This is a genomic window from Streptomyces sp. SP18CS02 (assembly GCF_036322365.1).
Taxonomy (GTDB): Bacteria; Actinomycetota; Actinomycetes; order Streptomycetales; family Streptomycetaceae; genus Streptomyces.
Window position 1 is genome coordinate 97,176 of sequence record NZ_JAQYXC010000289.1, and the last position, 23,788, is coordinate 120,963.

The 23,788-nt window shown below is 73.7% G+C and carries 19 protein-coding genes; 4 read left to right on the forward strand and 15 right to left on the reverse strand.

Annotated features, from left to right (window positions below):
* Window positions 1-3 precede the first annotated feature (3 nt).
* The 12 genes from PUR26_RS20840 to PUR26_RS20895 form a co-directional block, all read right to left on the reverse strand.
* Window positions 4-2,031 (reverse strand): pectinesterase family protein, encoded by a 2,028-nt coding sequence (locus PUR26_RS20840; RefSeq protein WP_329873954.1) that lies wholly within the window; start codon window positions 2,029-2,031, stop codon window positions 4-6.
* 60 nt (window positions 2,032-2,091) lie between these two features.
* A complete protein-coding gene (locus PUR26_RS20845; RefSeq protein ID WP_329873955.1) occupies window positions 2,092-3,708 on the reverse strand; it encodes a glycoside hydrolase family 43 protein in 1,617 nt (538 codons plus the stop codon).
* Window positions 3,705-4,598 (reverse strand): PmoA family protein, encoded by an 894-nt coding sequence (locus PUR26_RS20850; protein ID WP_329873956.1) that lies wholly within the window; start codon window positions 4,596-4,598, stop codon window positions 3,705-3,707. Before PUR26_RS20850 ends, PUR26_RS20845 begins: the two co-directional genes overlap by 4 nt.
* The gene (locus PUR26_RS20855; protein ID WP_329873957.1) at window positions 4,595-5,749 is read right to left on the reverse strand and encodes a Gfo/Idh/MocA family protein; all 1,155 of its coding nucleotides are present in this window, start codon (window positions 5,747-5,749) and stop codon (window positions 4,595-4,597) included. Before PUR26_RS20855 ends, PUR26_RS20850 begins: the two co-directional genes overlap by 4 nt.
* A complete protein-coding gene (locus PUR26_RS20860; RefSeq protein WP_329873958.1) occupies window positions 5,746-6,117 on the reverse strand; it encodes a hypothetical protein in 372 nt (123 codons plus the stop codon). Before PUR26_RS20860 ends, PUR26_RS20855 begins: the two co-directional genes overlap by 4 nt.
* Window positions 6,118-6,212: 95 nt before the next feature.
* Window positions 6,213-7,127 (reverse strand): carbohydrate ABC transporter permease, encoded by a 915-nt coding sequence (locus PUR26_RS20865; protein WP_329873959.1) that lies wholly within the window; start codon window positions 7,125-7,127, stop codon window positions 6,213-6,215.
* Window positions 7,124-8,053, reverse strand: a complete 930-nt coding sequence (locus PUR26_RS20870) for a carbohydrate ABC transporter permease (protein ID WP_329873960.1) — start codon at window positions 8,051-8,053, stop codon at window positions 7,124-7,126. Before PUR26_RS20870 ends, PUR26_RS20865 begins: the two co-directional genes overlap by 4 nt.
* A gap of 96 nt (window positions 8,054-8,149) precedes the next feature.
* Window positions 8,150-9,871, reverse strand: a complete 1,722-nt coding sequence (araD, locus tag PUR26_RS20875; protein ID WP_329873961.1) for an L-arabinonate dehydratase — start codon at window positions 9,869-9,871, stop codon at window positions 8,150-8,152.
* The gene (locus tag PUR26_RS20880; RefSeq protein ID WP_329874278.1) at window positions 9,868-10,770 is read right to left on the reverse strand and encodes a dihydrodipicolinate synthase family protein; all 903 of its coding nucleotides are present in this window, start codon (window positions 10,768-10,770) and stop codon (window positions 9,868-9,870) included. Before PUR26_RS20880 ends, araD begins: the two co-directional genes overlap by 4 nt.
* Before the next feature lie 26 nt (window positions 10,771-10,796).
* Window positions 10,797-11,471, reverse strand: a complete 675-nt coding sequence (locus PUR26_RS20885) for a GntR family transcriptional regulator (protein WP_329873962.1) — start codon at window positions 11,469-11,471, stop codon at window positions 10,797-10,799.
* A 651-nt stretch (window positions 11,472-12,122) separates the two neighbouring features.
* A complete protein-coding gene (locus tag PUR26_RS20890; RefSeq protein WP_329873963.1) occupies window positions 12,123-13,355 on the reverse strand; it encodes a hypothetical protein in 1,233 nt (410 codons plus the stop codon).
* Window positions 13,352-14,314 (reverse strand): 5-dehydro-4-deoxyglucarate dehydratase, encoded by a 963-nt coding sequence (locus PUR26_RS20895; RefSeq protein WP_329873964.1) that lies wholly within the window; start codon window positions 14,312-14,314, stop codon window positions 13,352-13,354. The genes PUR26_RS20890 and PUR26_RS20895 overlap by 4 nt, the downstream gene beginning before the upstream one ends.
* Window positions 14,315-14,551: 237 nt before the next feature.
* Between PUR26_RS20895 and PUR26_RS20900 the strand changes: the two genes are divergently transcribed.
* Window positions 14,552-15,361, forward strand: coding sequence for an NAD-dependent epimerase/dehydratase family protein (locus PUR26_RS20900; RefSeq protein WP_329873965.1), 810 nt, complete (start codon window positions 14,552-14,554; stop codon window positions 15,359-15,361).
* Between the two features lie 334 nt (window positions 15,362-15,695).
* On the opposite strand, the gene PUR26_RS20905 is transcribed toward PUR26_RS20900, so the two are convergent.
* A complete protein-coding gene (locus tag PUR26_RS20905; protein ID WP_329873966.1) occupies window positions 15,696-16,682 on the reverse strand; it encodes an AraC family transcriptional regulator in 987 nt (328 codons plus the stop codon).
* Window positions 16,683-16,736: 54 nt separating this feature from the next.
* On the opposite strand from PUR26_RS20905, the gene PUR26_RS20910 reads away from it, so the two are divergent.
* Together PUR26_RS20910 and PUR26_RS20915 are read left to right on the forward strand one after the other, a co-directional pair.
* A complete protein-coding gene (locus PUR26_RS20910) occupies window positions 16,737-16,967 on the forward strand; it encodes a hypothetical protein (RefSeq protein WP_329873967.1) in 231 nt (76 codons plus the stop codon).
* Window positions 16,968-17,003: 36 nt separating this feature from the next.
* Window positions 17,004-18,209: a TerD family protein gene (locus tag PUR26_RS20915; RefSeq protein ID WP_329873968.1), complete on the forward strand. Its 1,206-nt coding sequence runs from the start codon at window positions 17,004-17,006 to the stop codon at window positions 18,207-18,209.
* 52 nt (window positions 18,210-18,261) lie between these two features.
* Here the strand turns inward: PUR26_RS20915 and PUR26_RS20920 are convergent, their stop codons facing one another.
* Window positions 18,262-21,525, reverse strand: a complete 3,264-nt coding sequence (locus PUR26_RS20920; protein ID WP_329873969.1) for a cytochrome P450 — start codon at window positions 21,523-21,525, stop codon at window positions 18,262-18,264.
* Window positions 21,526-21,645: 120 nt separating this feature from the next.
* Here PUR26_RS20920 and PUR26_RS20925 point away from each other — a divergent pair, with 120 nt between their 5' ends.
* Window positions 21,646-22,287 carry a helix-turn-helix transcriptional regulator gene (locus PUR26_RS20925; RefSeq protein ID WP_329873970.1) on the forward strand — a complete coding sequence of 214 codons (642 nt, stop codon included), beginning with the start codon at window positions 21,646-21,648 and terminating at the stop codon, window positions 22,285-22,287.
* Window positions 22,288-22,368: 81 nt separating this feature from the next.
* Here the strand turns inward: PUR26_RS20925 and PUR26_RS20930 are convergent, their stop codons facing one another.
* Window positions 22,369-23,775 (reverse strand): alkaline phosphatase PhoX, encoded by a 1,407-nt coding sequence (locus tag PUR26_RS20930; protein ID WP_329873971.1) that lies wholly within the window; start codon window positions 23,773-23,775, stop codon window positions 22,369-22,371.
* Window positions 23,776-23,788 lie beyond the last annotated feature (13 nt).

The following is a 23,788-nucleotide window of genomic DNA, read 5'->3' on the forward strand; positions in this document are numbered from 1 at the left end:
GGTTCAGGCCGTTCGAAGGCGGTGCGGCGCCCAGCCGTCCTGCCCGGCGAGGTAGTCGGCGACCTCGTGGGCGGCGGCCTCGGACGCCGGCATCTGCGGGCGGTCGGCGGTGACGGCCGCTCCCGGACCGCTGTTGCGGTACTCGGTGAAGCGGGCGTCCTTCCACGGGAAACCGCTCATGTCGGTCCACGGCGACGACTTGATCGCCGCGGGCAGCCGGGTCTCCCTGATCAGGACCTGCCCGACGGCGTCCGGCTCACCGCCGGGGTGCCAGGGGCGGCCGAGGTGGAAGGAGCCGGCCGGGGCGTCGCTGACGATCCGCGATCGCGTGATCAGGAAGCCGTACGGGTTGCCCTTCCATGTGCTGGCCGCGGTGATGTAGCCGTTGTTGGTGGCGGAGCCGCGGCTGAGCGCCTTGATGAGCGAGCGCTCGATGACGGTGGTGGCGCGTCCGTAGAGGAAGTCCACATCGCCCTCGATGTACGAGTCGCGGATGTAGACCCGGCTGATGAGGTCCAGCTTGGGGCTGTCCGTCATCAGGGTGTCCTGGTTGCCCTTGAAGGCCGTGTCCTCGAAGACGATCCGGTCGCCGGTCGTCTTCATCGCCAGGGCCTGCTCGCCGCTGAGCTCCACCGCCGCCTCGTCGAAGTCGTTGACGAAGGTGAGGTTGCGGGCGGAGACGTCGGACGCGGCGATCAGGACGGTGGCGCTGCCCGTCGAGCCCCCGTACGCGGCGGGGGTGTCGTACACGATCACGGTTCTCGACCGGTCCTGTCCGGTCCCCAGCAGCGAGATGTTCGGCTTGTCCGCGGGGATGCGGACCTTCTCGCGGTACGTCCCGGCGGCGATGCGCAGCGTGACCCGGCCGTCGTTGCCCGGGGGCACCGCGTCGACGGCCGACTGCACGGTCGGGTGGTCGGCGGGCACGTTCAGGACGGTGTCCGTGCCGAGGTTGCGCTGCGGCCCGGAGAACCGGGACACCAGGGCCGGCACGGCGGCCGCCGGGTCCGGCCGGTACGGGTAGAAGGCACGCGGGTCGAAGGCGGTGCCCCACTCGTCGTGCCGCCCCGTGGTGTTCCTCAGGATCGAGCCCCGCTCGACCAGCTCGGCCGTCGCGTCGGCCTGGTAGGGGTGCTGGACGTCCCGGTAGTAGCTGTTCTCGATGACCATCCGGGTCCGGCCGCGCGCCCAGTTCCCGTACGTCCAGACCGGGTCGCCGTCCGCCACCTGCGCCGACAGGTAGTTGTTGTACAGGTGCGCGTAGGCGCAGTTGTCGACGGACGGATTGCGCTGCTTGGTGCCGCTGAACCAGTTGTGGTCGATGGTGATCTGCGTGATGGCGTTGTCGGTCCAGCCGATCCCGAACGCCTTGTTGTGGTTCTCGAAGCGGTTGTACGAGACGGTGATGTACCGGCTGTCCTTGCGGACGTCCAGCAGTCCGTCGCCCATGTGCGCGAACCGGTTGTGGTCGATCCAGACGTGGTCCGCGGAGTCCATCTGGATGGCGTCGAAGTCGCTGGTCTTCCCGTCCGGGTCGCCCTCGACGTAGGAGTCGCGGATGGTGAGGTTGCGGATGATGACGTTGTGCGTGCCCGGCCTCAGGTGCAGCTCGCCGTGGACGATCTCGCCGGCGGTGCCGACCCCGACGATGGTCTTGTCGGAGGCCACCACGATGTCCGAGCCGAAGGGGGCGACGTCGATCGTGCCCGCGACCCGGATGACGTAGGGCTCGGGCGCGGCCGCGTACGCCGCCAGCTCGGCCTGGGAGCGGACCGTGACGACCCTGCCGCCCCGGCCGCCGGTGGTCCCGCCCGCCAGTGAGGCGAACCCGTGGGGCTGATCGGACCACGTGCCCTGGGAGGCGGGGACGGAGGCGGGGGCGGGGGCGGTGGCGGTGGCGGTGTGACGGTCGGGGGTGGCCGCCCGGGCGTCCGGTGCCGGGCCGGCCGCTCCGAGTCCCAGGGCGGCCAGCAGGGCCGTGACGGTGGCCAGGGCTCCGCCCGGCAAGCGCTTGCTAAGGAGGTGCGTCATTGCGGCTCCTACAGGCGTACAGGTGGGTGGGTGTGGCCCGGGAGTGCCCCGGGCGGCGGGTCAGGGGGTGATGCGGAAGTCGGTGAACGTGGCCGTGCCGGGGCTCCCCCCGTCGGACGGCACCGGACCGTCCGGCCGCCCCGGCTCCGCGGGGGTGAGCGCGAACAGGCCGAGGAGCGCCCCGACCCAGCGCCAGGGCGTGGCGGCGAAGACCGGCCCCGAGGCACCCGGCCCGGCGCCACCGGCCGGCCCGGCCGGGCCGGTAGGGCCAGTGAGGTCCCTGAGGCCGCTGAGGTCGGTGGCGTAGAAGCGGCACCGGGCGCCCGCCGACACCTCGACGCGCAGCCGGACCCTCCCGCCGGGCACCGGGCGCGGGCGGGCGGCGTCCCGTTCACGCTCGGCGACCTGCTCGGCGAACCGGTGCACGAGGTGGACCTCGCCGTCCTCACCCCGTTGCAGCCCGATCCAGGAGTACGCGTCGCCGAGGACCGCGAGCCCCGCCCGGGCTCCCGGCCCGGTGCTGTCCAGGGCGAGGGTGACCTCGGCGGTGAAGGTCTCGGCGGGCAACCGCTGGGTGAGCACATGGGGCAGCAGACGCAGGTCATGGGCGTCGGAGGTGCGTACACAGCTCATGCGCAGCCCGTCGGCTCCGTGCTCGACGGTCCACCCGGCCCGCGGGTTCGCCGTCCACTGCCACTGCCGGCCGTACCGCCCGCCCGGGAAGCGGTCGTCGGTCGCGGGCGCCTCCGGGGGCTGGGCGGGGGCGGACGGCTTGCGGTGGACGAGGACGGGCTCGCCCCCGTCGCCCAGTACGGGCCAGCCCTCCGCGTCCCAGGCCATCGGCTGGAGGTGGACGACCCTGCCGTAGGCCCCGCGCTCCTGGAAGTGCAGGAACCAGTCCTCGCCCGCGGGGGTGCGCACCCAGCCGCCCTGGTGGGGGCCGTTGACGTCGGTGCCGCCCTGTTCGAGGACGGTCCTCTCCTCGTACGGGCCGAAGAAGTCCCGCGCGCGGAAGGCGCCCTGCCAGCCGGTGCGCACTCCCCCGGCCGGGGCGAGGATCCAGAACCAGCCGCCGTGGCGGTACAGCTTGGGGCCCTCGATGGTGAACCAGCCGGGGATCCGGTCGCCGTCCACGACGGTCGTGCCCTCGTCGAGCAGCTCGCGGCCGTCGCGGCTCATCCGGTGGCCGGTGAGCCGGTTCTTCACTCCGGAGCGCGATCTGGCCCAGGCGTGCACGAGGTACGCCTCGCCGGTCTCCTCGTCCCACAGCGGGCAGGCGTCGATCAGTCCCTTGCCCGCCTTCAGCAGATGCGGCTCGCTCCAGGGGCCGCGTATGTGCTCCGCGTTGATCTGGTGGATGCCGTGGTCGGGATCGCCCCAGAAGATCCAGAAGCGGCCGTCGGCATGGCGCAGGGAGGGCGCCCACACCCCCCGGTCGTGGCGGGGCACGGCGAAGTCGGCGTCCGGGGTGAGCCGTTCGAGGGCGTGTCCGATGAGCGACCAGTTGACCAGGTCGCGGGAGTGCAGCAGCGGCAGGCCGGGGGCGCGGCCGAAGCTGGACGCGGTCAGGTAGAAGTCCTCCCCCACGGCGAGGACGTCGGGGTCGGACCAGTCGGCGTGCAGGACCGGGTTGCGGTAGGTGCCGTCGCCGAGGTCGGCGCTGCGGGCGGCGGTCACGACAGGGCCTTGCGTACGAGTGCGGCGGCCCCGGCACGGTCCAGGCGGCCGTCCGCGACGACGGTCACGACCCGGCGTACGACCGTCCCGCCCGCCGGGACGGCCAGCCTGCCGTCCCAGGCGAGCGACGAGCCGACTCCCGGGTACTCGCCGGTCCGTACGAACCAGGGGTCCTTGCGGGTGTCGTCGGTGGCCCCGGCGAAGACGAGCGTCCAGTCCTCGCCGACCAGCGCCAGCCAGTCGGCCGGACGGCCGTGGACCGCCTCCTCGCCACTCGCTCCGCCGCCGCCGTCTACGCCGGGCCCCCCGGCCGGGTGGGAGGCGGCGCTGAGGACGGCGGGTGCGGCGGCCTCCTTCGGGGCGCGCCAGAAGAAGCCGCCGTAACCGGCGCCGGGGCGGCCGTTGGTGGCCGGTGAGCCGATGGACAGGTCCTTTGTGCCGGGGTTGGTGAGGGAGAAGGTGAAGTCCAGGGCCCAGGCGGTGGCGGTCAGGCCGGTGGCGGCGACGGTGCGGCGTTCGCGCAGCAGCTCCGTGCCGTCCGCGTGCCAGGAGAGGTCCTCGACGAAACCGTCGGGGTCGCGGAGCTTCCACTCCGCGTGGCGCTGCTCGCCGTGGTTGTCGAGCTCGGTCGGGCCCTGTTCGCGGACGTAGGTGCGTCCGCCCCAGAAGTTGCGCCCGGCCACGTCGGGCACGGCGACGGAGACGCCCAGATGGTGCCGGTGGTCCTCGGGGAGCTCCTCGGTGACGGGGGTGCCCCGGAGGGTGGTGACGGGGTGGAGGTAGGGGCGCGGGGAGAGCCGGGTGTCGAGCTCGGGCCGGTAGAGGTAGCGGCCGACGGGACGTCCGGCGCAGCGCAGGACAAGGGTGGTGCCGGGGGCGGTGGTGTTCATGGGGATGTCACCTCGTCGGGGATCGCCCAGTGGGCGCCCAGTTCGGAGAAGAGCGTGAGGGTGTCGGCGCTCGCGGCGATCAGGCCGTCGATGCCCTTCACCACCCGGCGCGGCCGGGCGTCGCCCGGCTCGGTCCGCCAGGCCCCCGCGGGCAGCGCGCGTGGTTCGGGGGCGGTGCGCACGGCCTCGACCAGCCGCATGAAGGCGCCCGTGCGTTCCGGGGGGACCAGCAGTTCGTCACCGCGTCCGAGGTGGTGGACCAGGTTCTCCAGCAGGTCCGTGCGGCCGTGGACGCTCTCGACCGGCCCGTGGCCCGCGCGCTGGACCAGCACCCGGTCCTGCTTGTACCAGAAGGTGATCCGGCCGTGGCTGCCGTGGACCAGGACGTACGGCTCGCCGGGTTCCTCGGCGCAGAGCGTGACGGCGACGGTCACGGAGGTGGAGCGGGTGGTGGTGATCCGTACGCAGGAGGTGTCGTCGGCCTCGATCTCGTTGGCGCGCGCGAGCTCCAGTTCGATGTCGGTGATGTCCTCGGCGTGCGTGCTGCCGTCCAGGGCGAGGGCGGTGGCGACGGCGTGGGCGAGGGGGTTGGTGAGCACCCCGTCGACCACGTCGGTGTCTCCGATGCGCCGTCTGCCCGCCCAGGGGGAGCGCCGGAAGTACGCCTCGTCGCGGGCCCAGGCCCCGGCGGCGCCGATGCCCACGAGCCTGCCGATCGCGCCGTCGGCGACCAGTCGCGCGATGGCGGGCAGGGCGTGCGAGCCGAGCGACTGGAAGCCGATCTGGCAGACGGTGCCGGCCTCCCGCACCCCGTCGGCCATCCGCCGGAACTCCGCGTAGGAGGGGGCGGGCGGCTTCTCCAGCAGGATGTGCGTGCCGCGCCGGGCGGCGGTGAGCGCCAGCTCGGTGTGGGTGTCGATGGGGGTGCAGACGACGGCGACGGCGGCACCCGTGGCGTCCAGCAGGGCGCCGAGGTCGGGCGACTGGAGCGGGGAGCCGAAGCCGTCGAGCTCGTGCGCGTCGAGCGGTCGCAGTTCGCAGACGCCCGCGAGTTCGACCAGGCCCTGCCGGGCGAGGCGGTGGATGTTGTGCAGGTGCCAGCGGCCGTGGCCGCGGGCGCCCGCGAGGACGACGGGGAGGGGGGTGCTCATCGGATCCTCCCGGCGCCCGCGCCGCGTGCGGCGTCCTGTGCGGCCCGGGGCGCGCCGGCGGCCCCGCCGTGGAGGGCGGGGGTCCGGCCGGGGCCGGCCACGAGGGGGCGTGCGCTGCCGGAGGCGTCGGCGTCGTGGAGGGGGAGCAGGTCGGCCGGGAAGCCGTTGAACGCGGCGCCGGTCCCGTGCGGTGCGGTGCCGTTCCCGCCGTCCCCCGGGGCCAGGACCCCCCGGCCGGGGTCCCGGCCCCCGGCGTACGCGGGCGGTTCGGCCCGCGCGGCGGCGGGCACCGCGAGGATGGCGACCGGGGCGGCCGCGCCCGCGCTCGGGGCCGTCCGGCGGAGCCGGCCGGCTGCTGTGCTTCTCATGTGTCGTCCTCCTCGTTGGTTCCGCGGGGCCGGGGCGGGCGGGCGCCGGCCCCTCGGGCTCGCGCGGGCGGGCCGGCGGCCGCGCCCGGGCGGGGTCAGCCCTTGACCGCGCCGGCGCTGAATCCGGTGATCAGCCACTTCTGGATGAAGGCGAAGACGATCACCACGGGGACGGCCGCGACCACACCGCCCGCCGCCAGGGCGCCCAGGTCGACGCTGTCGGCGCCGATCAGGGTGTTGAGGCCGACGGGGATCGTCTGCTTGTCCTGCTCGCTGAGGAACATCAGGGCGAAGAGGAAGTGGTTCCAGCTGTGCACGAAGGCGAAGGAGCCGACCGCGATGAGTCCCGGCCGCAGCAGCGGCAGGACCACCGCGCAGAAGGCGCGGAAGCGGGAGCAGCCGTCCACCCAGGCGGCCTCCTCCAGGGAGACCGGCACGTTCTTGATGAATCCGCTGATCAGGATGATCGACAGCGGCAGCTGGAAGACCGTCTCGGCGATGATCACGCTGCCCAGGGAGTTGATCATCTGCATGTTGCGGAAGATCTCGAACAGCGGGACCAGCATCAGGGCGCCGGGGATGAACTGCGAACACAGCAGCGCCAGCATGAAGCCGTTCTTGACGCGGAAGTCGAAGCGGGCCAGCGCGTACCCGCCGGCCAGCGCCACGGCGGTGGTGGTCACCAGCGTGGCCAGTCCGACGATCATGCTGTTCTGGAAGAAGACGCCGAAGCTGCGCTCGTTCCAGACCTTGGAGAAGTGCTCGAAGGTGACCGGCCACGGCACGAGCGAGGTGGAGCCCGCGGGCCGCAGCGCGAACAGCAGCATCCAGTAGAAGGGGACGAGCGTGAAGAGCAGGTAGATGCCGAGCGGCACATAGATCTGCCAGCGCGGTACGTCGTCGAAGGCGCGTTCGCGCTTCGGCCGGCGCACGGCGGGCCGGGGCGCGGGGTGGCCGGTGTGCGTGGGCACGCCCGTGCGGGTGCCCTTCTCCGCGAGTGCGGCGGTCATGTGCGGTCGCCTCCGAACTTGCTCAGGCGCAGATAGAGGATCGAGCAGAAGAGGAGGATCACGAACGCGACGGTGGTGAGCGCGGAGGCGTAACCGAAGTCGTGGCCCTCGATACCGGTGTTGGCGATCATCAGCGGGAGCGTGGTGGTGACTCCGGCCGGGCCGCCGCCGGTGAGGGTGTAGAGCAGGTCGACGTTGTTGAACTCCCAGACCGCGCGCAGCAGCGTGGAGAGGATGATCGCGTCCTTGAGGTGCGGCAGGGTGATGTGGAAGAACTGCCGCAGCCGGCTCGCGCCGTCCACCGAGGCCGCCTCGTACAGGTCCTTCGGGATGGACTGGAGGTCGGCGAGGATCAGGATGGCGAAGAAGGGGACGCCGCGCCAGAGTTCGGCGACGACGGCCGCCCAGAAGACGGTCCCGGTGTCGGAGAGCACGGATGTGCCGTACGAGCCGATGCCGACGTCCGCGAGGTAGCGGCTCATGCCGGTGGACGGGTTGTAGAGCAGCATCCAGATCGTGGTGGTCAGCACGCCGGAGACGGCCCATGGCGAGAAGACCAGCGAGCGGGCGAGGGCCCGTCCCACGAACGTCTGGTTGACCAGGAGCGCCAGCACCAGGCCGAGCGCGAGCTGGAGGCTGACCTGGACGATCACCCACTTGGCGCTGAAGCCGAGCGTGGACCAGAAGAGGGGGTCCTCGGTGAAGACGCGGGTGAAGTTGTCCAGGCCCGCGAAGCCGTTCTTCCAGGGCTTGGTGACGTTGTAGTTCTGCAGGCTGTAGTAGAAGACGCTGAGCACGGGATAGGCGATGAAGGCGAGCATCAGCAGACCGGCGGGGGCGATCAGCAGATAGGGCAGGCGGCGTGGTTCGGCTCCCGTGCGGCGCCGGGCCCGGGGTTGTTCCGCCACGGCTGCGGCTTGGGCCATGACATGTTCTCCGTTCGAAGTACGGTGCGGGTGAAGCGCTTCGCGGATAATGTTCGGGATTTCGGACATGCGGTTCCCGGTGCCGCGAAGGGCGGTTCAGCCCGCGTAGGGCTCGGGGACCTCGCCGGTCCTGGCCAGGAACTCGAAGTCGCAGCCGGTGTCGGCCTGGGTGATCTGTTCGTTGTAGAGCGCGCCGTAGCCGCGCCCGTACCGTGCGGGCGGCGGGGTCCACCGGGCCCTGCGCAGCTCCAGCTCCTCGTCGCCCACTTCCAGCCGCAGGACGCGTGCCCGGACGTCGAGGGTGATGAGGTCGCCCGTGCGGACGAGGGCCAGAGGGCCGCCGACGTACGACTCGGGCGCGATGTGCAGCACACAGGTGCCGTAACTCGTACCGCTCATCCGGGCGTCGGAGATCCGCACCATGTCCCGTACGCCCTGCTTCAGCAGGTGGTCGGGGATCGGCAGCATCCCGTACTCCGGCATGCCCGGGCCGCCCTTGGGGCCGGCGTTGCGCAGCACCAGGACGTGGTCGGCGGTGATGCCGAGCGCGGGGTCGTTGATGGTCCGCTGCATGGTCCGGTAGTCGTCGAAGACGACGGCCGGGCCGGTGTGTTCGAGCAGATGCGGCTCGGCGGCGATGTGCTTGATGACCGCGCCGTCCGGGCAGAGGTTGCCGCGCAGGACGGCCACGCCGCCCTCGTCGGCGAGCGGTTCGTCGCGGTCGCGGATGACGTCGGCGTTGTGCACCCGGGCGCCGGCCAGCTGCTCCCGCATCGTGGCGTGTGCGACGGTCGGCCGGTCCAGGTGCAGCAGGTCCGTGATCCGGGAGAGGAATCCGGGCAGGCCGCCGGCGAAGTGGAAGTCCTCCATCAGGTACCGCCCGCCGGGGCGCAGGTTCGCCAGCACCGGCACCGTCCTGGCGATGCGGTCGAAGTCGTCCAGGGTGAGCCGGACGCCGGAACGGCCCGCCATGGCGATCAGGTGGATCACGGCGTTGGTGGAGCCGCCCAGCCCGAGGACGGTGGTGACGGCGTCCTCGTACGCCTCCCGGGTGAGGATCTTCGACAGGGTGAGGTCCTGGCGCACCAGCTCGACGATCCGCATGCCGGAGGCGGCCGCCATCCGGTCGTGCCCCGAGTCGACGGCCGGGATGGAGGAGGCGCCCGGCACGGTGACGCCCAGCGCCTCGGCGGCGGCGGTCAGCGTGGAGGCCGTCCCCATGGTCATGCAGTGGCCGGGCGAGCGGGCCAGGCCGTTCTCCAGCTCGGCCAGCTCGCGGTCACCGATGAGCCCGGCGCGCTTGTCGTCCCAGTACTTCCACATGTCGGTGCCCGAGCCGAGGACCTCGTCGCGCCAGTGACCCGGCAGCATCGGTCCGGCCGGTACGAAGACGGCGGGCAGGTCGACGGAGGCCGCGCCCATCAGCAGCGCGGGGGTGGACTTGTCGCAGCCGCCCATGAGCACCGCGCCGTCGACGGGGTAGGAGCGCAGCAGCTCCTCGGTCTCCATCGCCAGCAGGTTGCGGTAGAGCATGGGAGTGGGTTTCTGGAAGGTCTCGGAGAGCGTGGAGACCGGGAATTCGAGCGGGAAGCCCCCGGCCTGCCACACGCCCCGCTTCACGGCCTGGGCGCGGTCGCGTAGGTGGACGTGGCAGGGGTTGATGTCGGACCAGGTGTTGAGGATCGCGATGACCGGCTTGCCCAGGTGCTCCTCGGGGAGGTAGCCGAGCTGGCGGGTGCGGGCGCGGTGACTGAAGGAGCGCAGCCCGTCCGTGCCGTACCACTGGTGGCTGCGCAGCGGTCGCTGTCCGGTGCTCATATGCCCCAGCCCTTGACCATGCCGGCCACCTCGGCGCGGTTCGGCTCCGGCAGCGGGCGGCTCGGCGGGCGGACGTCGCGGCGGCACAGCCCCAGCGCCGCCAGCGCCTCCTTGACGACGGTGACGTTGTTGGCGGACTGGTCGGCGGCGCGCAGGTCCTCGAAGGGGCGGATCCGCTCCCAGATCTCCAGCGCGGCCGATCGGTCCCCGGCGCGCAGCGCGTCCAGCAGGGCGACGGAGAGCGCCGGTGCGACGTTGACCAGGCCGGAGGTGAAGCCGGTGGCGCCCATCGCCCAGTAGGAGGGCGCGTACAGCTCGGCGAGGCCGGCGATCCAGACGAACCGGCCGAGGCCGGCGTCCCGGGCGACGGCGCCGAAGCGGGCCGCGTCGGGCACGGCGTATTTGACGCCGATGACGTTGGGGCACAGCTCGCCGAGGCGGGCGATGGTGTCGCCGCCCAGCAGCGGGTTGCGGATGTAGGGGACGACGCCCAGTTCGGGGACGGCGTCGGCGATCTCCCGGTGGTAGTCGATCCAGCCGTCGCGTGAGACGTACGGGTGGACGGGCTGGTGGACCATGACCATGCCGGCGCCGGCGTCACGGGCGTGCCGGGCGGCGGCGGTCGCGGTGGGGAGGTCGTGGCCGACGCCGACGAGGACGGCGGCCCGGTCGCCGGCCTCCTCCAGGGTCAGTTCGGTGACCAGGTACCGCTCGTCGGGGGTGAGGCTGTAGAACTCGCCGGTGTTGCCGTTCGGGGTCACGGCCCGTACGCCGCCGTCGAGCAGCCTGCGCAGCAGAGAGCGATACGTGTCACGGTCGACGCCGCCGTCGGCGTCGAACGGTGTCACGGGGATCGCGACGACGTCCGCGAGCGCCGCCCTCAACGAGGAGTGGTCCATGCGTGCTTGGCCCTTCTCTGGCTCGGTCACAGGTGGTCCGGGATCGCCGTGCCGTCGTCCGGCACCCCGTCGGGGAAGGCCCGGTGGAGGAACGAGGCGATGTGGTCGTGCAGGGCCCGCGCGGCGCCGTCGGCGTCGCCGGCCTGAGCGAGCCCGAGAATGCGCCGGTGCTCATCGGCCTCGCGGCGCCAGGAGGGGTCGGCGCTCCAGGCGACGGTCGACACCAGGGCGGCCTGGTCGCGCACCTCGTCGAGCATCCGGGCGAGCAGCGGGTTGCCGCAGGGCAGATAGAGCGCGCGGTGGAACTCCCGGTTGGCCAGGGAGCGTTCGGCCTGGTCGGCCGCGCCGTCGGCGTCGGCCAGGGCCTGCCCCGCGGCCTCCAGGGACGCGCGGCGGGTGATGGTGCGGCGCAGCGCCTCCGGTTCGAGCAGCAGCCGCACGTCGTAGACCTCGCGCGCCATGGCGGCGTCGACCGTGCGCACGGTGGCGCCCTTGTACTGGCTCATGACGACGAGCCCGGTTCCGGCGAGGGTCTTCAGGGCCTCCCGCACGGGCGTCTTCGACACCCCGAAGTGGGCCGCCAGTTCGGTCTCGACCAGCGCCTTTCCGGGGCTGAACCGGCCGGTGAGGATGGCGTGCTTGATCGCCTCCAGGACGTACTGGGTGCGGGAGGGAATCGGGGTGGGGGCGGCGAAGGCCATACGGCGGCTCTCATATCTCGCATATCGCGTCTCATATATGACGTACGAAGTACGACGCGATGAAGCTAGAGCGACGCCCCGCATTCGTCAACGCTTCTGACAGAACAAGGTCGTTCGGATACGGAAACCGCCCGGTCCGTACCGCGATCCTCTTCGCGGCGGCGCCCGTGGGGCCGCTCGGCGCCGCGGCGTGCGCCCTGGCGGCGGGCGGGCGCCCTGGCCGCGCCCGTACGGGAGGAGGAGTGCGAGAAAGCCGCCGGCAAGGGGGGTTCCACGCAGGGCGCGCGGAGGCGCGCGGCCTCTGCGGGGCTCGCCCTCACCGCGGCCGCCGGCGCCGGACGGGCGGTGACGGCGCGGCGGCGCCGACGGGACGGTGACGGCACGGCGGCCGGCACCGTGTGCGGGCGCGTGCGCCTGCCCGGGGGTCCCGCGGGCGGTGCGGGGCGCGCGCCCGGTGGTCGTGGGCCCGGCGGGTGGATCACCGCTTCCGGGGCGGATGCCGGAGCGTGCCTCCGGGGCGGCCGGCGTCTCCCCGTACGCCGTCGCGGCGGGGCCCGGAACCCGCCGTACGGCGGGGTGGCACCGGCCGCGAGCGGCCTGATCGGGGCCGGGCCGCCGTGCGTGCCGACCGGCACGCCGACGCCCGCCCCGTCACCGCCCCGGCGCCGGGGCCCCGTCCGTCCGGCGCAGGGCGGCCAGCGCCTCGGTGACCGCGGCCAGGTCCGGGCCGGAGGCCAGGCCCGCGTGGTACAGGCGCAGTTCGGTGGCGCCCAGGGCGGCCGCGCGGGCCGCGTCCTCGGCGAGCCGGGCCGGCGCGCCGCCCATGCCGGTCACCACGGTGAGGTTCGCCGCCAGCACGCTGTCCGGCCCCGCGTGCTCCGCGAACGGCGGGAGCACCGTGTCCGCGCCGCCGCCCGTGCAGGGCACGACGACCCCGTCGGCCAGGGAGAGGATGTGCGCGGGGTCCACCCCGACGTTGGCGCCGCCGCGGTGGGGGGCGGGGTCGGCGTGCAGCAGCACCTGGAACGGCCGGGCCTCCTCGTCGGCCGAGACCCCGCGGGCGGCCGCCCGCACCGCTGCGACAGCCGCTTCCTGGAGCGTCCGGGCGGCCTGGACGCGCCAGGCGAGGGTGGCCGCCGCGAGGCCGGCCCCGATCAGCCGCTCGACGGCGGGCAGGCCGGAGCCGGACGCGTCGCCGCCCGCCCAGACGGGCTCCAGGGCGCGGCGCACGGCGGCCGCCGTCGTGTCGGGGTCCAGGCCCTGTCCGGCGTACCCCTCGCGGCAGGCGGGGCAGAAGCACAGCGACATGAGGTACTGCGCGGCGTCCCCGAGGGCGACGCCCCCGATCTTGTCGTGGGCGTGCAGATGGGCCATGCCGTACCAGCCGCAGGACTCCAGTTCGGTGCCGCTCGCCCCGGGCCGTACGGCGGCCTCCGCGGCCAGCTCCACCAGATAGGCCCGCACGGCGTCCTGGGCGATGCAGGGCGCCCAGGGGTAGCGGTCGCCGTAGGCGTTGACCACGGAGGTGCCGGGGTGCTCCGCGCCGAGGCGGGAGTTGTGGGCGAGGACGACCCAGCTGTGCACCTCCAGTCCGGCCGCCTCCAGAGCCTCGGCGGCCCTGCCGTAGGCGTCGTCCGGGGCCCAGTCGCCCGCCGTGTACGGCGCGAGGGCGCGCCCGGCCCAGCGCGCCGGGTCCGGCGGGTAGAGCACGGCGGCGTACTCGGCGGTGACGAGGCGGTGGCGCGGGTGACGGGGGGTCAGCGCGCGCGTGGAGTGGTACGCGGAGGCCAGGGTGACCTGCTGGACGCCGAGCCCGGCGATGCGCTCGGCCGCGCCGGGGTCGCCGATGACGTCCCAGGGGTAGACGAAGGCCGAGGTCTTCACGCCCCGCCCTCCTCGCGGTCCGGGGACCGGACGGAGTCGTCGATGAGCAGGGCGCGGCCCCGCTCGATGATCCGGGCGAGCTCCTGGAGATGGGCCGGGGCGGGCTCGCTCAGCGGGGGGCGGACCTCCCCGACGTCGAGACCGCCCATCCGGACCGCGGCCTTGACGAGCGAGACGGCGTAGCCGCGGCCCTGGGCGCGCAGCTCCACCAGCGGCCGGTAGAAGCCGTCGATGAGCCGGTTGACCGTGTCGTCGTCGCCGCCGTTCAGCGCCTTGTGGAAGGCGAGGGCGATATCGGGGGCGAAGCAGAAGACGGCGGACGAGTACAGCGTGACGCCGATGCCGCGGTAGGCGAGGCCGGTGAGTTCGGCGGTCGGCAGGCCGTTGAAGTACAGCAGGTCGAGGCCCTCGTCCCGGACGGCGCTGACGATCCGCTGCATCAGGCCGAGGTCGCCGTGGCCGTCCTTGAGGCCGATGATGCCGTCGACGCGGGCGAGTTCGACGACCGTCTCGGGGGTGAGGATCGCGTTGTCGCGCTGGTAGACGATGACGTCGAGGCCCGTGGCGCCGGCCAGCGCGGTGTAGTGGCGACGCAGCCCCTCCTGGTCCGCGACGACGAGGTAGGGCGGCATGGCGAGCAGCCCGTCGGCGCCCGCGTCCTCGGCGAGCCGGGCGTACTCGACGGCGAGCGCCGTGCCGTAGCCGGCACCCGCCACCACCGGCACGCGTCCGGCGGTCTCCTCGACCGCGGCGGCGACGCAGGTCCGGAACTCCTCGGGGGTCAGGGCGTGGAACTCGCCCGTGCCGCAGCAGGCGAACACCGCGGCGGCTCCGGCCTCGACCCCGGCGCGCACATGGGCGCGGAAGACGTCGAGGTCGAGCGCGCCGTCGGGTCCGTACGCGGTGACGGGGAAGAACAGCAGGCCGTCGAGTCGGCCGGCGAGCGGGGCTGAGGTCACGAGCGCTCCCTGGGCGAGATCATCGTGCACGTTTCTGATCAGTGTCTACATTTCTGAACGCTGCCACGCTAGGCCAGCTCCGGCCCGGTGGTCAAGGCTGGAAACCGCGACCCGGAGGCGGAGCCGACCGCTTCCGCGCGACACTTGACGCCCCCCGGGCCACTCTCTAGCGTGTCCACGCATGTGAATTCGGTCTACGTACCTGAGTCACCGCGTCATCTCAAGGAGAACGAGCCCATGCCCGCTGCCCGTACCGTCCTGCTCACCGGCGCCGCCGGAGGCCTCGGCACTCTCATGCGGGGGCTGCTGCCCGCGTACGGATACCGGCTCCGCCTGCTCGACGTGGTGCCGATCGAGGGGGAGCCGGACGCGATCACCGCCGACCTCGCCGACGGGGAAGCGCTGCGGGAGGCCGTCCGGGGCGTCGACGCGATCATCCACCTCGCGGGCATCTCCCTGGAAGCCCCCTTCGAGAAGATCCTGCGGGCCAACATCGAGGGGACGTACAACCTGTACGAGGCGGCCCGCGAGGAGGGCGTCGGCCGGATCGTCTTCGCCTCCAGCAACCACGCCGTCGGCTTCACCCCGCGCCCGCGCGAGGGGGACCCGCTGATCCCGGTGGAGACGCCCCGGCGCCCCGACACCTTCTACGGGCTGTCGAAGTGCTTCGGCGAGGACCTGGCCCAGCTGTACTGGGACCTGCACGGACTGGAGACCGTGTCCGTGCGGATCGGCTCCTGCTTCACGGAGCCCACCTCGGTGCGCATGCTCTCCGTCTGGATGAGCCCCGGGGACGGCGCCCGGCTCTTCCACGCGGCCCTCACCGCCCCGGACGTCGGGCACACCGTGGTCTACGGCTCGTCGGCCAACACCCGGCTGTGGTGGGACCTGTCCTCCGCCCGCGCCCTGGGCTACACGCCGCGGGACGACTCCGAGCAGTACGCCGAGAGGCTCGTCGCCGAACAGGGCGAACTGGACGACGCGAACCCCGACCACGCGCACCTGGGCGGCCACTTCACCACGAACCCGCCGCGGTGGCCGCACTGACGCGTGCGGCGACCGTCCGGGGAACGACGGGGGCCGAAAGACGACACGGGGCCGGCCGAGCCTACGGGGGGAGCCCGGCCGGGCCCCTGTCGCGCGGGCGCTGTGAATCCACCGGCACGGACATCCGGCACAGCGGAGCCGCCGAGGGCGCCCGCGACACCTCCACGGTAGGCGCCCGGTTGTGGATCATCGATCCGCCGCGCGCGATCACTGTCCGGATAGCGCGCCCGCCTCTCCAGCCCCACTGGCCACAGCTTTCACTCCAGCCCCACGGCACCACCACAGTCGGCTCCGGGTGCCGGGACCACGTCGCACCCGCCGTCCCGAGCGGTCCTCACCCCGTCCGCCGGCCCGCGCGCCCGGTCCTGAGGGTCTGCGACGGCGACTCGCCGAACCGTCCCTTGTACTGCGCCGCGAAGCGCCCCAGATGGCTGAAGCCCCAGCGCCACGCCGCCTCGCTCACCGAGACCGTGCCCGGCTCGGCGTCCCGCAGCTCCTGGTGCACCCGCGCCAGCCGTATGTCGCGCACATAGGCCATCGGCGACGTACCGACGTACTCCCGGAACGACTCCTGGAGCCGTCGCACGCTCACCCGGCCCAGCGCGGCCAGCTCCGTCGTCGTGAACGGGTGCTCGGGCCGCTCCTGGACGGCGTCCATCACCCGCTTCACCGGGCCGGGCCGCATCGGCTGCCCCGGCTGCTCCAGCTCGTCCCGGTAGGGATGCTCCAGCGCGAGCAGGAGCCCGGTCAGCAGGGCGTCCTGGAGCGGCCCGAGCACCAGCGGATGGAGCAGGGACGACCCGCCGGACCTCGCCTGCCCGGCCACCCACCGCGCGAGCCCGACCCAGTCCCGGCCCGGTCCACGGCTGATGTCCATCCCGGAACCGAAGGTCAGCGCCCCGTTCACGGACCGGCCCAGCAGCTCCTCCAGCCGGCGCCGCACCGCGTCCCGCTCGATCTTCACCGCCAGCAGCCGGCAGTCGCCGCCCCACCGGTCCAGGGCCGTGTCCCCCACCGGGTCGAACACCGCGGCCAGGTCGGTGGTCGCCCGGGCCGCCGGCCGCCGGCCCTGCCGCCAGTCCACGCCTCCCGACAGGGGCGCGTCGATGTGGTAGGCGCCCAGTTCGCCGAAGCGCATCCGCACGTCCGTGCCGCAGCTGAGGTCCCCTATCGTCAACGGCCCGACCCGGACCGTGTCGAGCCGCGCCGCGAAGGGCCGATCCTCCGTCAGCACGTCGATGAAATTCGCGTAGTACCGCGCGCCGATCTCCTGGCGCGCCTCGTCCACGTCTCCGGTCCGGAATGTGCTTGCACCGTCCACGCACGGAGAATATTCGCGTGACCGGCATGACCGACAGCCGGGAGGATGCCCGGCATGCCACGACCTCACGGATTCCACTGGACCGAGCACGCCGACGGCACCGTCGTGATCGTCCATCAGGGCCGCCCGGCGGGGACGCTGCGCGGCGGGCGCGCCCGCCGGTTCCTCACCGAGGTGACGGCCGGCGACGCCCAGCTGGTGATGGCCCGGTGGACCGGCGCGTACCGGCACGGCAACGAGCGCACGGCCCGTGACCACCCGCGCAACCGCAATCGGGGCAGGTAAGGGAACGGCAAAGCGAGTCCGCTCGTTACCCCAGGCATGACAGCTATGACCCCCGGCTCGAACATCCCTCTCTCCGCCACGCGCGTGACGGTGGACGTCGCGGCCCCCGTGCGGCTCGACGTATCGGGCCTGCTGCTCACCGCCGACGGCAAGGTGCGCTCCGACGACGACTTCATCTTCTACAACCAGCCGTCGGGACCCGGTGTCACCTACCGGTCCGGCGGCGGCAGCGCCCCCGACGCGATCGTCGTGGACACCGCCGCCGTCCCGCCCGGGATCGAGAAGATCGTCGTCACCGCCAGCCCGGACGCCGCGGGGCAGACCTTCCAGGGCATCGAGCCGACCGCGACCATCCGTGACGCCGACAGCGGCAGCGCTCTCGCCACCTTCACCCCGCCGCGGCTCGGCACCGAGACGGCGCTGGTCGTCGTGGAGGTCTACCGGCGCGGCGGCGCCTGGAAGGCCCGAGCGGTCGGCCAGGGGTACGCCGACGGCCTGGCGGGCATCGCCACCGACTTCGGCGTCTCGGTGGAGGAGGAGCCCGCCGCCGCCCCCGCGCCGACGCCCGCCCCCGCCGCCGCCGCTCCCCCGGCCGCCGCTCCGGTGGACCCGCGCGTCGCCGCTCCCCCGGCGCCGGCCGCCCCGCCCGCGCCCCCGGCGTCCGGGAAGATCAACCTGGACAAGGGCCGGGTCAGCCTCCAGAAGAACCAGACCGTCTCCCTGGTCAAGGGCGGCCGGCCGCTGCTCTCCCAGGTCAAGATGGGGCTCGGCTGGGAGCCCGCGTTCCGCGGCAAGGACATCGACCTGGACGCCTCGGTGATCGCGTACGGTCCCCGGCGCAACCACCTGGACAGCTGCTACTTCGGCAAGCTGACCATCCTGAACGGCGCGGTCAAGCACTCCGGGGACAACCTGACGGGTGAGGGCGCGGGCGACGACGAGGTCATCGTGGTCGACCTGGGCCGGCTGCCCGCCGACGCGACGGGCCTGGTCTTCACGGTCAACTCCTTCTCCGGGCAGAAGTTCAGCGAGGTGGCCAAGGCGTACTGCCGGCTGCTGGACGCCGCCACGGGCGAGGAGCTGGTCCGCTTCGAGCTCACCGACTCCGAGCCGCAGACCGGCGTGATGATGGCCAAGCTGATCAAGCAGTTCTCCGGCGAGTGGGAGATGACCGCGATGGGCGAGTTCGTGAAGTCCCGCACCGTCCGCGGCATGGTCAAGCCGGCCGCCCAGGCCCTCTAGCAGGGGGTGTCCCGCCGATCCTGCCGGGGCCCGGGCGGCCCGTCCGTCCCCGTCAGGCGGCGTAGACGTCCTCGGTGTACCGGCCCTCGGCGACGAGACGGTCCAGCCAGGCCCGGGCCGCCCCGTCGTCGGCGCCGGGCGTGTGCCGGACGTACATGGCCCGGAAGGCGTCGCGGACCCCGGGCGCCATCCGGGCACCGTCGCCGCACACGTACACCTCGGCGCCCGCCTGGAGGAGCGGCCACAGCTCCGCGGACTCGGCGGCGATGCGGTGCTGGACGAAGCGGTGCCCGGCGACCGGGGCCTCGCTGAACGCCGGCCGCATGGAGACGGCCCCCGCGGCCTCGGCGGCCAGCAGCTCCTCGGCGTGCAGGTAGTCGGCGTCGGGCGCGTCGCAGCCGAAGTAGCACAGGGCCGGGCCCAGACCGGATCCGGCGGCGAGCAGCGAGCGCCGGTCGGCGATGACTCCCCGGAAGGGCGCGAGGCCGGTCCCCGCGGCGACGAGGATCAGCGGCCGGGGGCCGTGCGTCACGCGGAACGCCTCCCCGCAGGGCCGGACCCTTGCGAGCACCGTGTCGCCGGGCCGGACCGAGGCCAGGTACGACGAGCCGGTGCCCGGCGCGCCGGGGCTGACGGACACCATCAGATCGACGTGCCCCGGCTGCAGCGCGGGCGACGACGACACGGAGTACGTACGCGTCCGCATCGGGGGCAGCAGCTCCAGCAGCACCGGCCAGGTCAGCGCCTCCCGCAGCGCCGGGTGCGCCTCGATCAGGTCCAGCAGGCTCCGCGCGCCCGGCTCGGCCTCGCGCAGGGCCGCCTTCTCCGGCGGACACGGGTTGATGTCCGCGAGCCGCGCCAGCTGCTCGGCGCCCGGCCGGTGCCCCAGGTCGACCCGGTGGGTGAGCAGGTCCCGCACGCTCAGCGGGCGGTCCGCCACCACGGTGCCGCGTCCCGGGCGGGCCGGGGTGATACTCAGCACCGTGTCCGGGTCGGCACCGAGCAGCCGCAGCGCGCGTGCGACCCGGTCCGGTGCGTTGCGCGGGAGCACGGTGAGGTGATCGGCCGTGCGGTACGCGGTGCCGGCCGGCAGCTCCAGCCGGACGAACCTCTTCACGCGCGGATGGGCCGGGCCGGTGAGGCGGTGGCTCGCGGTCACCGTCATGGGCACCACGTCGTGCCGGGCGGCGAGCGCGTCCAGCGGGCCGCCCGTGAGCTCGGTGACCGTGTACGCCGGGCCGTCGGGCAGCTCGGCGGCCCCGGCGCTCGCCGGGTCCCCGTACCGCTCCAGGAGCCGGGAGCGCAGCGCGTCCGCGAACGCCCGTACCGTCCCGCCCAGGTCGCCCGAGGCGTCGGCCTCCCCCCGCGCGAGGAGCCGGGTGCCCCCGAGCTCCGCGAGCCGGCCGTCGACCAGGGTCGGCACACGCTGGTAGGTGGCCGCCCAGTTGCGGTCGCCGACGCCCAGCACGGCGTACGGCACTCCGTCGGCGGCGCCCGGCTCCGCCCGGTCCAGCCAGGTGGTGAACCCGGTGGCGTCATCGGTGGGACGGCCGTTGTAGGAGGCCGCGACGATCACGACAGGGCGGTCGGGATCGGCGGGGAGGCCGTCGGCGTACGCGTCGAGCGGTGCGACCTGCGTCGTACAGCCGATGGCGCCCGCGACCGCCGCGAGGTCCTCGGCGAAGCCCCGGCAGGTGCCGTAGTTGGTGCCGTGCAGGACGAGCAGCCCGGTGCCGGCGCGTACCCGCGCGGGTCCCCCGGCGGGCCGCGGCTCGGACTCGGCGACCGCCGGGGGGCGGGGGGCGGAACGCCGCTCGCGGGGAACGACCGTCAGCGTGAAGCCGTCCGGCTTGAGGGTGAGCGACTCCTTGATCCGCAACCGGTAGCCGGCGTGGTCGACCGGCCGGTAGCGGTGCACCAGCATCGCCAGCAGCATGGTGGCCTCGTGCAGGGCGAACTGCCGCCCGATACAGGCGCGCTCACCCGTCCCGAAGGGCTTGTAGGCGTGCACGGGGCGGGCCGCCTCCGCGTCCGGGTCGAACCGGGAGGGGTCGAAGAGCTCGGGGTTGTCGCCCCAGACGGCCGAACGGTGCAGCATCGGCGCCAGCACGACGGCCGACTCCCCGGCGCGCATCGGGATGCGCCCGCCGAGCAGCGTGTCCTCCTTGGCCTGGCGGCCGAACGCCGCGGCCGTCGGCCACAGCCGCAGCGCCTCGTTGAGCACCTGCCGGGTCCGGCGGAGCAGGCCCACCTGCTCGAACGTCGGCTCCGGGTCCACGGCGGCGCCCCACACCCCGTCCACCTCGCGCTGGACGGCCCGCAGCTCGCCGGGGTGCTTGGCCAGGTAGTACAGGGCGAAGGACAGGGCGCCGGAGGTCGTCTCGTGACCGGCGATGAGGAAGGTGATGACCTGGTTGCGGATGTTGGCGTGGTCCAGGGCGGCGGCCTTCCCCTCGCCCTCCGCGCCGGACGTGCCCGGACGGCGGGCGCCCAGCATCAGTCCCAGCAGGTCGTCGGTGGCGTACGGTCCGCCGGTGGCGGTGCGGGCGGCGATCACGTCGTCGACGACGGAGGCGAGATACGCGGCGTCGGCGCGGAACGCCTCGTCGGCCTCGCTGTGGTCGCTGCCGGGGGCACGCCCGAGACGGTTCATGCTCCACTCCAGGCAGCGCACCATCGCTTCGACGAAGGGGTGCGGCTCGTCACGGTCGAACGATCCGAAGTCGTAGCCGAATCCGGCCAGCCCGATGGTGTCGAGGGTCATGCGGGTCATGTCCCCCGGGACATCGACGGGCCGGCCGGCCGCGGCGTGCGCGTCCCACGAGGTGATCAGGCGCCGCGCCACGTCCAGCATCACCGGGTGGTAGGCGCGCATGGAGCCGAGCGCGAAGGCCGGCATCAGGACCTCGTGCGCCGTGGCCCAGTTGGGCTCGTCGTTGTACGCCGTGAAGAGTCCGTCGTGGGCGAACTCGCGGACGTTCTCCAGGGCCGGGCCGACGAACTTGACGAACCGGTCCTCGTCACAGAGCTCGGCCACCAGGTCCGGGTCGCTGACGAAGAGGGCCTCCCGGCCGTGCAGCCGCCGCCGGAGCACCGGGCCGTGGGCGCGTACGAGCTCCATGACCTGCTGGACCGGCGTGGCACTGGGGCCGGTCGCCGAGATGTCGACGACGGGGACGCCGGAACCGGCGGATCCGGCACGGTCGGCGGTGACAAGAGGGCCGGCCGTGACAAGAGGGCCGGCCGTGACAGGGGGGACGGCGGTGACAGGAGGGACGGCGACGGGTGCGCCGGGGAGCGTGGGGGTCTCGGTCATGTCCTCAGCGTCACTCCGCCGACCCGGCCGTCCGTACCCCCGCACTACATGATTGTGTAGGGGACCGCAGCGTGCCGGACTTGCCGGAGCAAACAGCAACCGCACGGAGGTGACGGTCCGTTGGACACACCCCAGGACATTCTCGACAAGGGGGACCTGGTCGACTGGCGCAACCGCGCGCTCCTCGTCTTCGACCGGGTGCCGGTGCCCGCGGCGGTGTGCCGCACGGACGGGGTGATGCTGCTGGCCAACCCGGCGATGGCGACGGAATGGGGCACGAGCCCGGGGCGCCTGCCGGGGCGCAACGTCCTGGAGCTGTTCCACCCCAGCTCGGCCGGCCAGGTGCACCGGATCGTGGAGGCGGTGCGGCTCGGGCACCGGTCCCGCTACCCGATGCGGGTGCACTGGTCGGCGCCGGACGACCGGGAGCGGTACGGGGAGCTGACCGCCGACACGGTCAGCGACTCGGCGGACGCCCCGCTGTGGCTGCTGGTGCTGCTGAAGGTGCTCGGCGACCGCGAGCCGCCCCGCCGCACGCCCGAGGAGGTGAGCCCGGCCGAACGGCGGATCCTCGCCCTGGCGGCGGGAGGCGCCACGACCGAGCGGATCGCCCGGTCGGTCGGGCTCACCGTGGACGGCGTCAACTACCACCTCACCCGGCTGTCCCGGCGCTGGGACGCCCCCAACCGCGCGGCCCTGGTCGCCCGGGCGTACGTGCTGGGCGTCCTGGCACCCGGCGTGTGGCCGCCGGCGCCGGGGTGAGCCCCGTGGGACCGGCCGCCCCCCGCGTCCCGCGGCCGGTCCCCGGGCCCCCGGCCCGCCGCCCCTCCCCCGCCGCCGGTCTCAGTGCCGCGGGGCGCGGCGCCAGGGGCCGGTGATGGCGAGCAGGATGCCGGGCGTCTGGATGCTGGCGTAGAGCGTCCCGCCGTCGGGCGAGAAGACGACCCCGGTGAACTCGCTGCCGTTGAGGTCGTTGCGGGCGATCGGATAGGTGCGCCCCCGCTCCGTCGCGCCGAAGAGGTGCTGGACGCCCTCGCCGTCCTCGGCGATGACCAGGCCCCCGTACGGCGAGACGGTGATGTTGTCGGGCCCGTCGAACGCGCCGTCCGCCGACGGGCCGGACGGGTGCGCGTGCACGCCGAGCAGCACCTTCAGGGTGAGGGTGCGGCGCTTGGGGTCGTAGAACCAGACCTGGCCGTCGTGCGGGGTGCCGGGGCTCTCGTCACGGGCGTACGAGGAGACGATGTACGCGCCGCCGTCCGCCCACCACATGCCCTCCAGCTTGCGGGCCCGGGTGACCTCGCCCGGGCCGAACTGCTCGCGCACCGCGACGGACCGCGCGTCCCGGTCGGGGACGTCCACCCAGTCGACGCCGTACACCGTGCCGAGCGCGGTGGCGCGGGACAGGTCGTCGACGAACCGGCCGCCCCGGTCGGAACACCTGGGCGCCTGGAGGGTGCCCGCGTCGTCGGCGAGGGTGCGCAGCCTGCCCCTGCCGTGCTCGAAGCCGCGCGGCGGCACCCACCGGTAGAACAGGCCGTTGGGGTTCGCGGCATCCTCGGTGAGGTAGGCGTCGCCACGCCGCGGGTCGATGACGACCGCCTCGTGGTCGTACCGGCCGAACGCCTTGACGGGCCGGGGATCACGGTTGGCGCGCCGGTCGAGGGGGTCGACCTCGAAGACGTAGCCGTGGTCCTTGGTCATGCCGTTCTGACCGGCCCGGTCGGAGTTCTCCTCGCAGGTCAGCCAGGTGCCCCAGGGGGTGCGCCCGCCCGCGCAGTTGGTGGAGGTCCCGGCGATGCCGACCCACTCGGCGGCGCGGCCGTCCCGGTGCTCGACGACGGTGCAGCCGCCGGCGGCGGCCGGGTCGTAGACGAGTCCCCCGGTGAGCGGGACGGGGTGCTTCCACCTGGATCGGGGGCCCTTGAGCTCATGGTTGTTGACCAGGAGGGTGGTGCCTCGCGGCCCCTCGAAGGCGGCGGTGCCGTCGTGGTGGGAGGGGGTGTACTCGCCCGACTCCAGCGTGGTGACGCCGCTGTGGGTGAGGACCCGGTACGAGAATCCGGCGGGCAGCGCGAGCATGCCGCGCGGATCGTCGACGAGGTCCCCGTAGCCGCCGTCCTGGTGGCGCGACTCCTGGACCGCGAGGGCCCCCGGGGCGGTGGCGAGCGCGGCGACGGTGCCGGTGAGGGCGATGCCCGCACCGGTGAGGGCGGACTGTCTGGTGAACTCTCTGCGGGTGAGCGGCATCACGGTCTCCCTG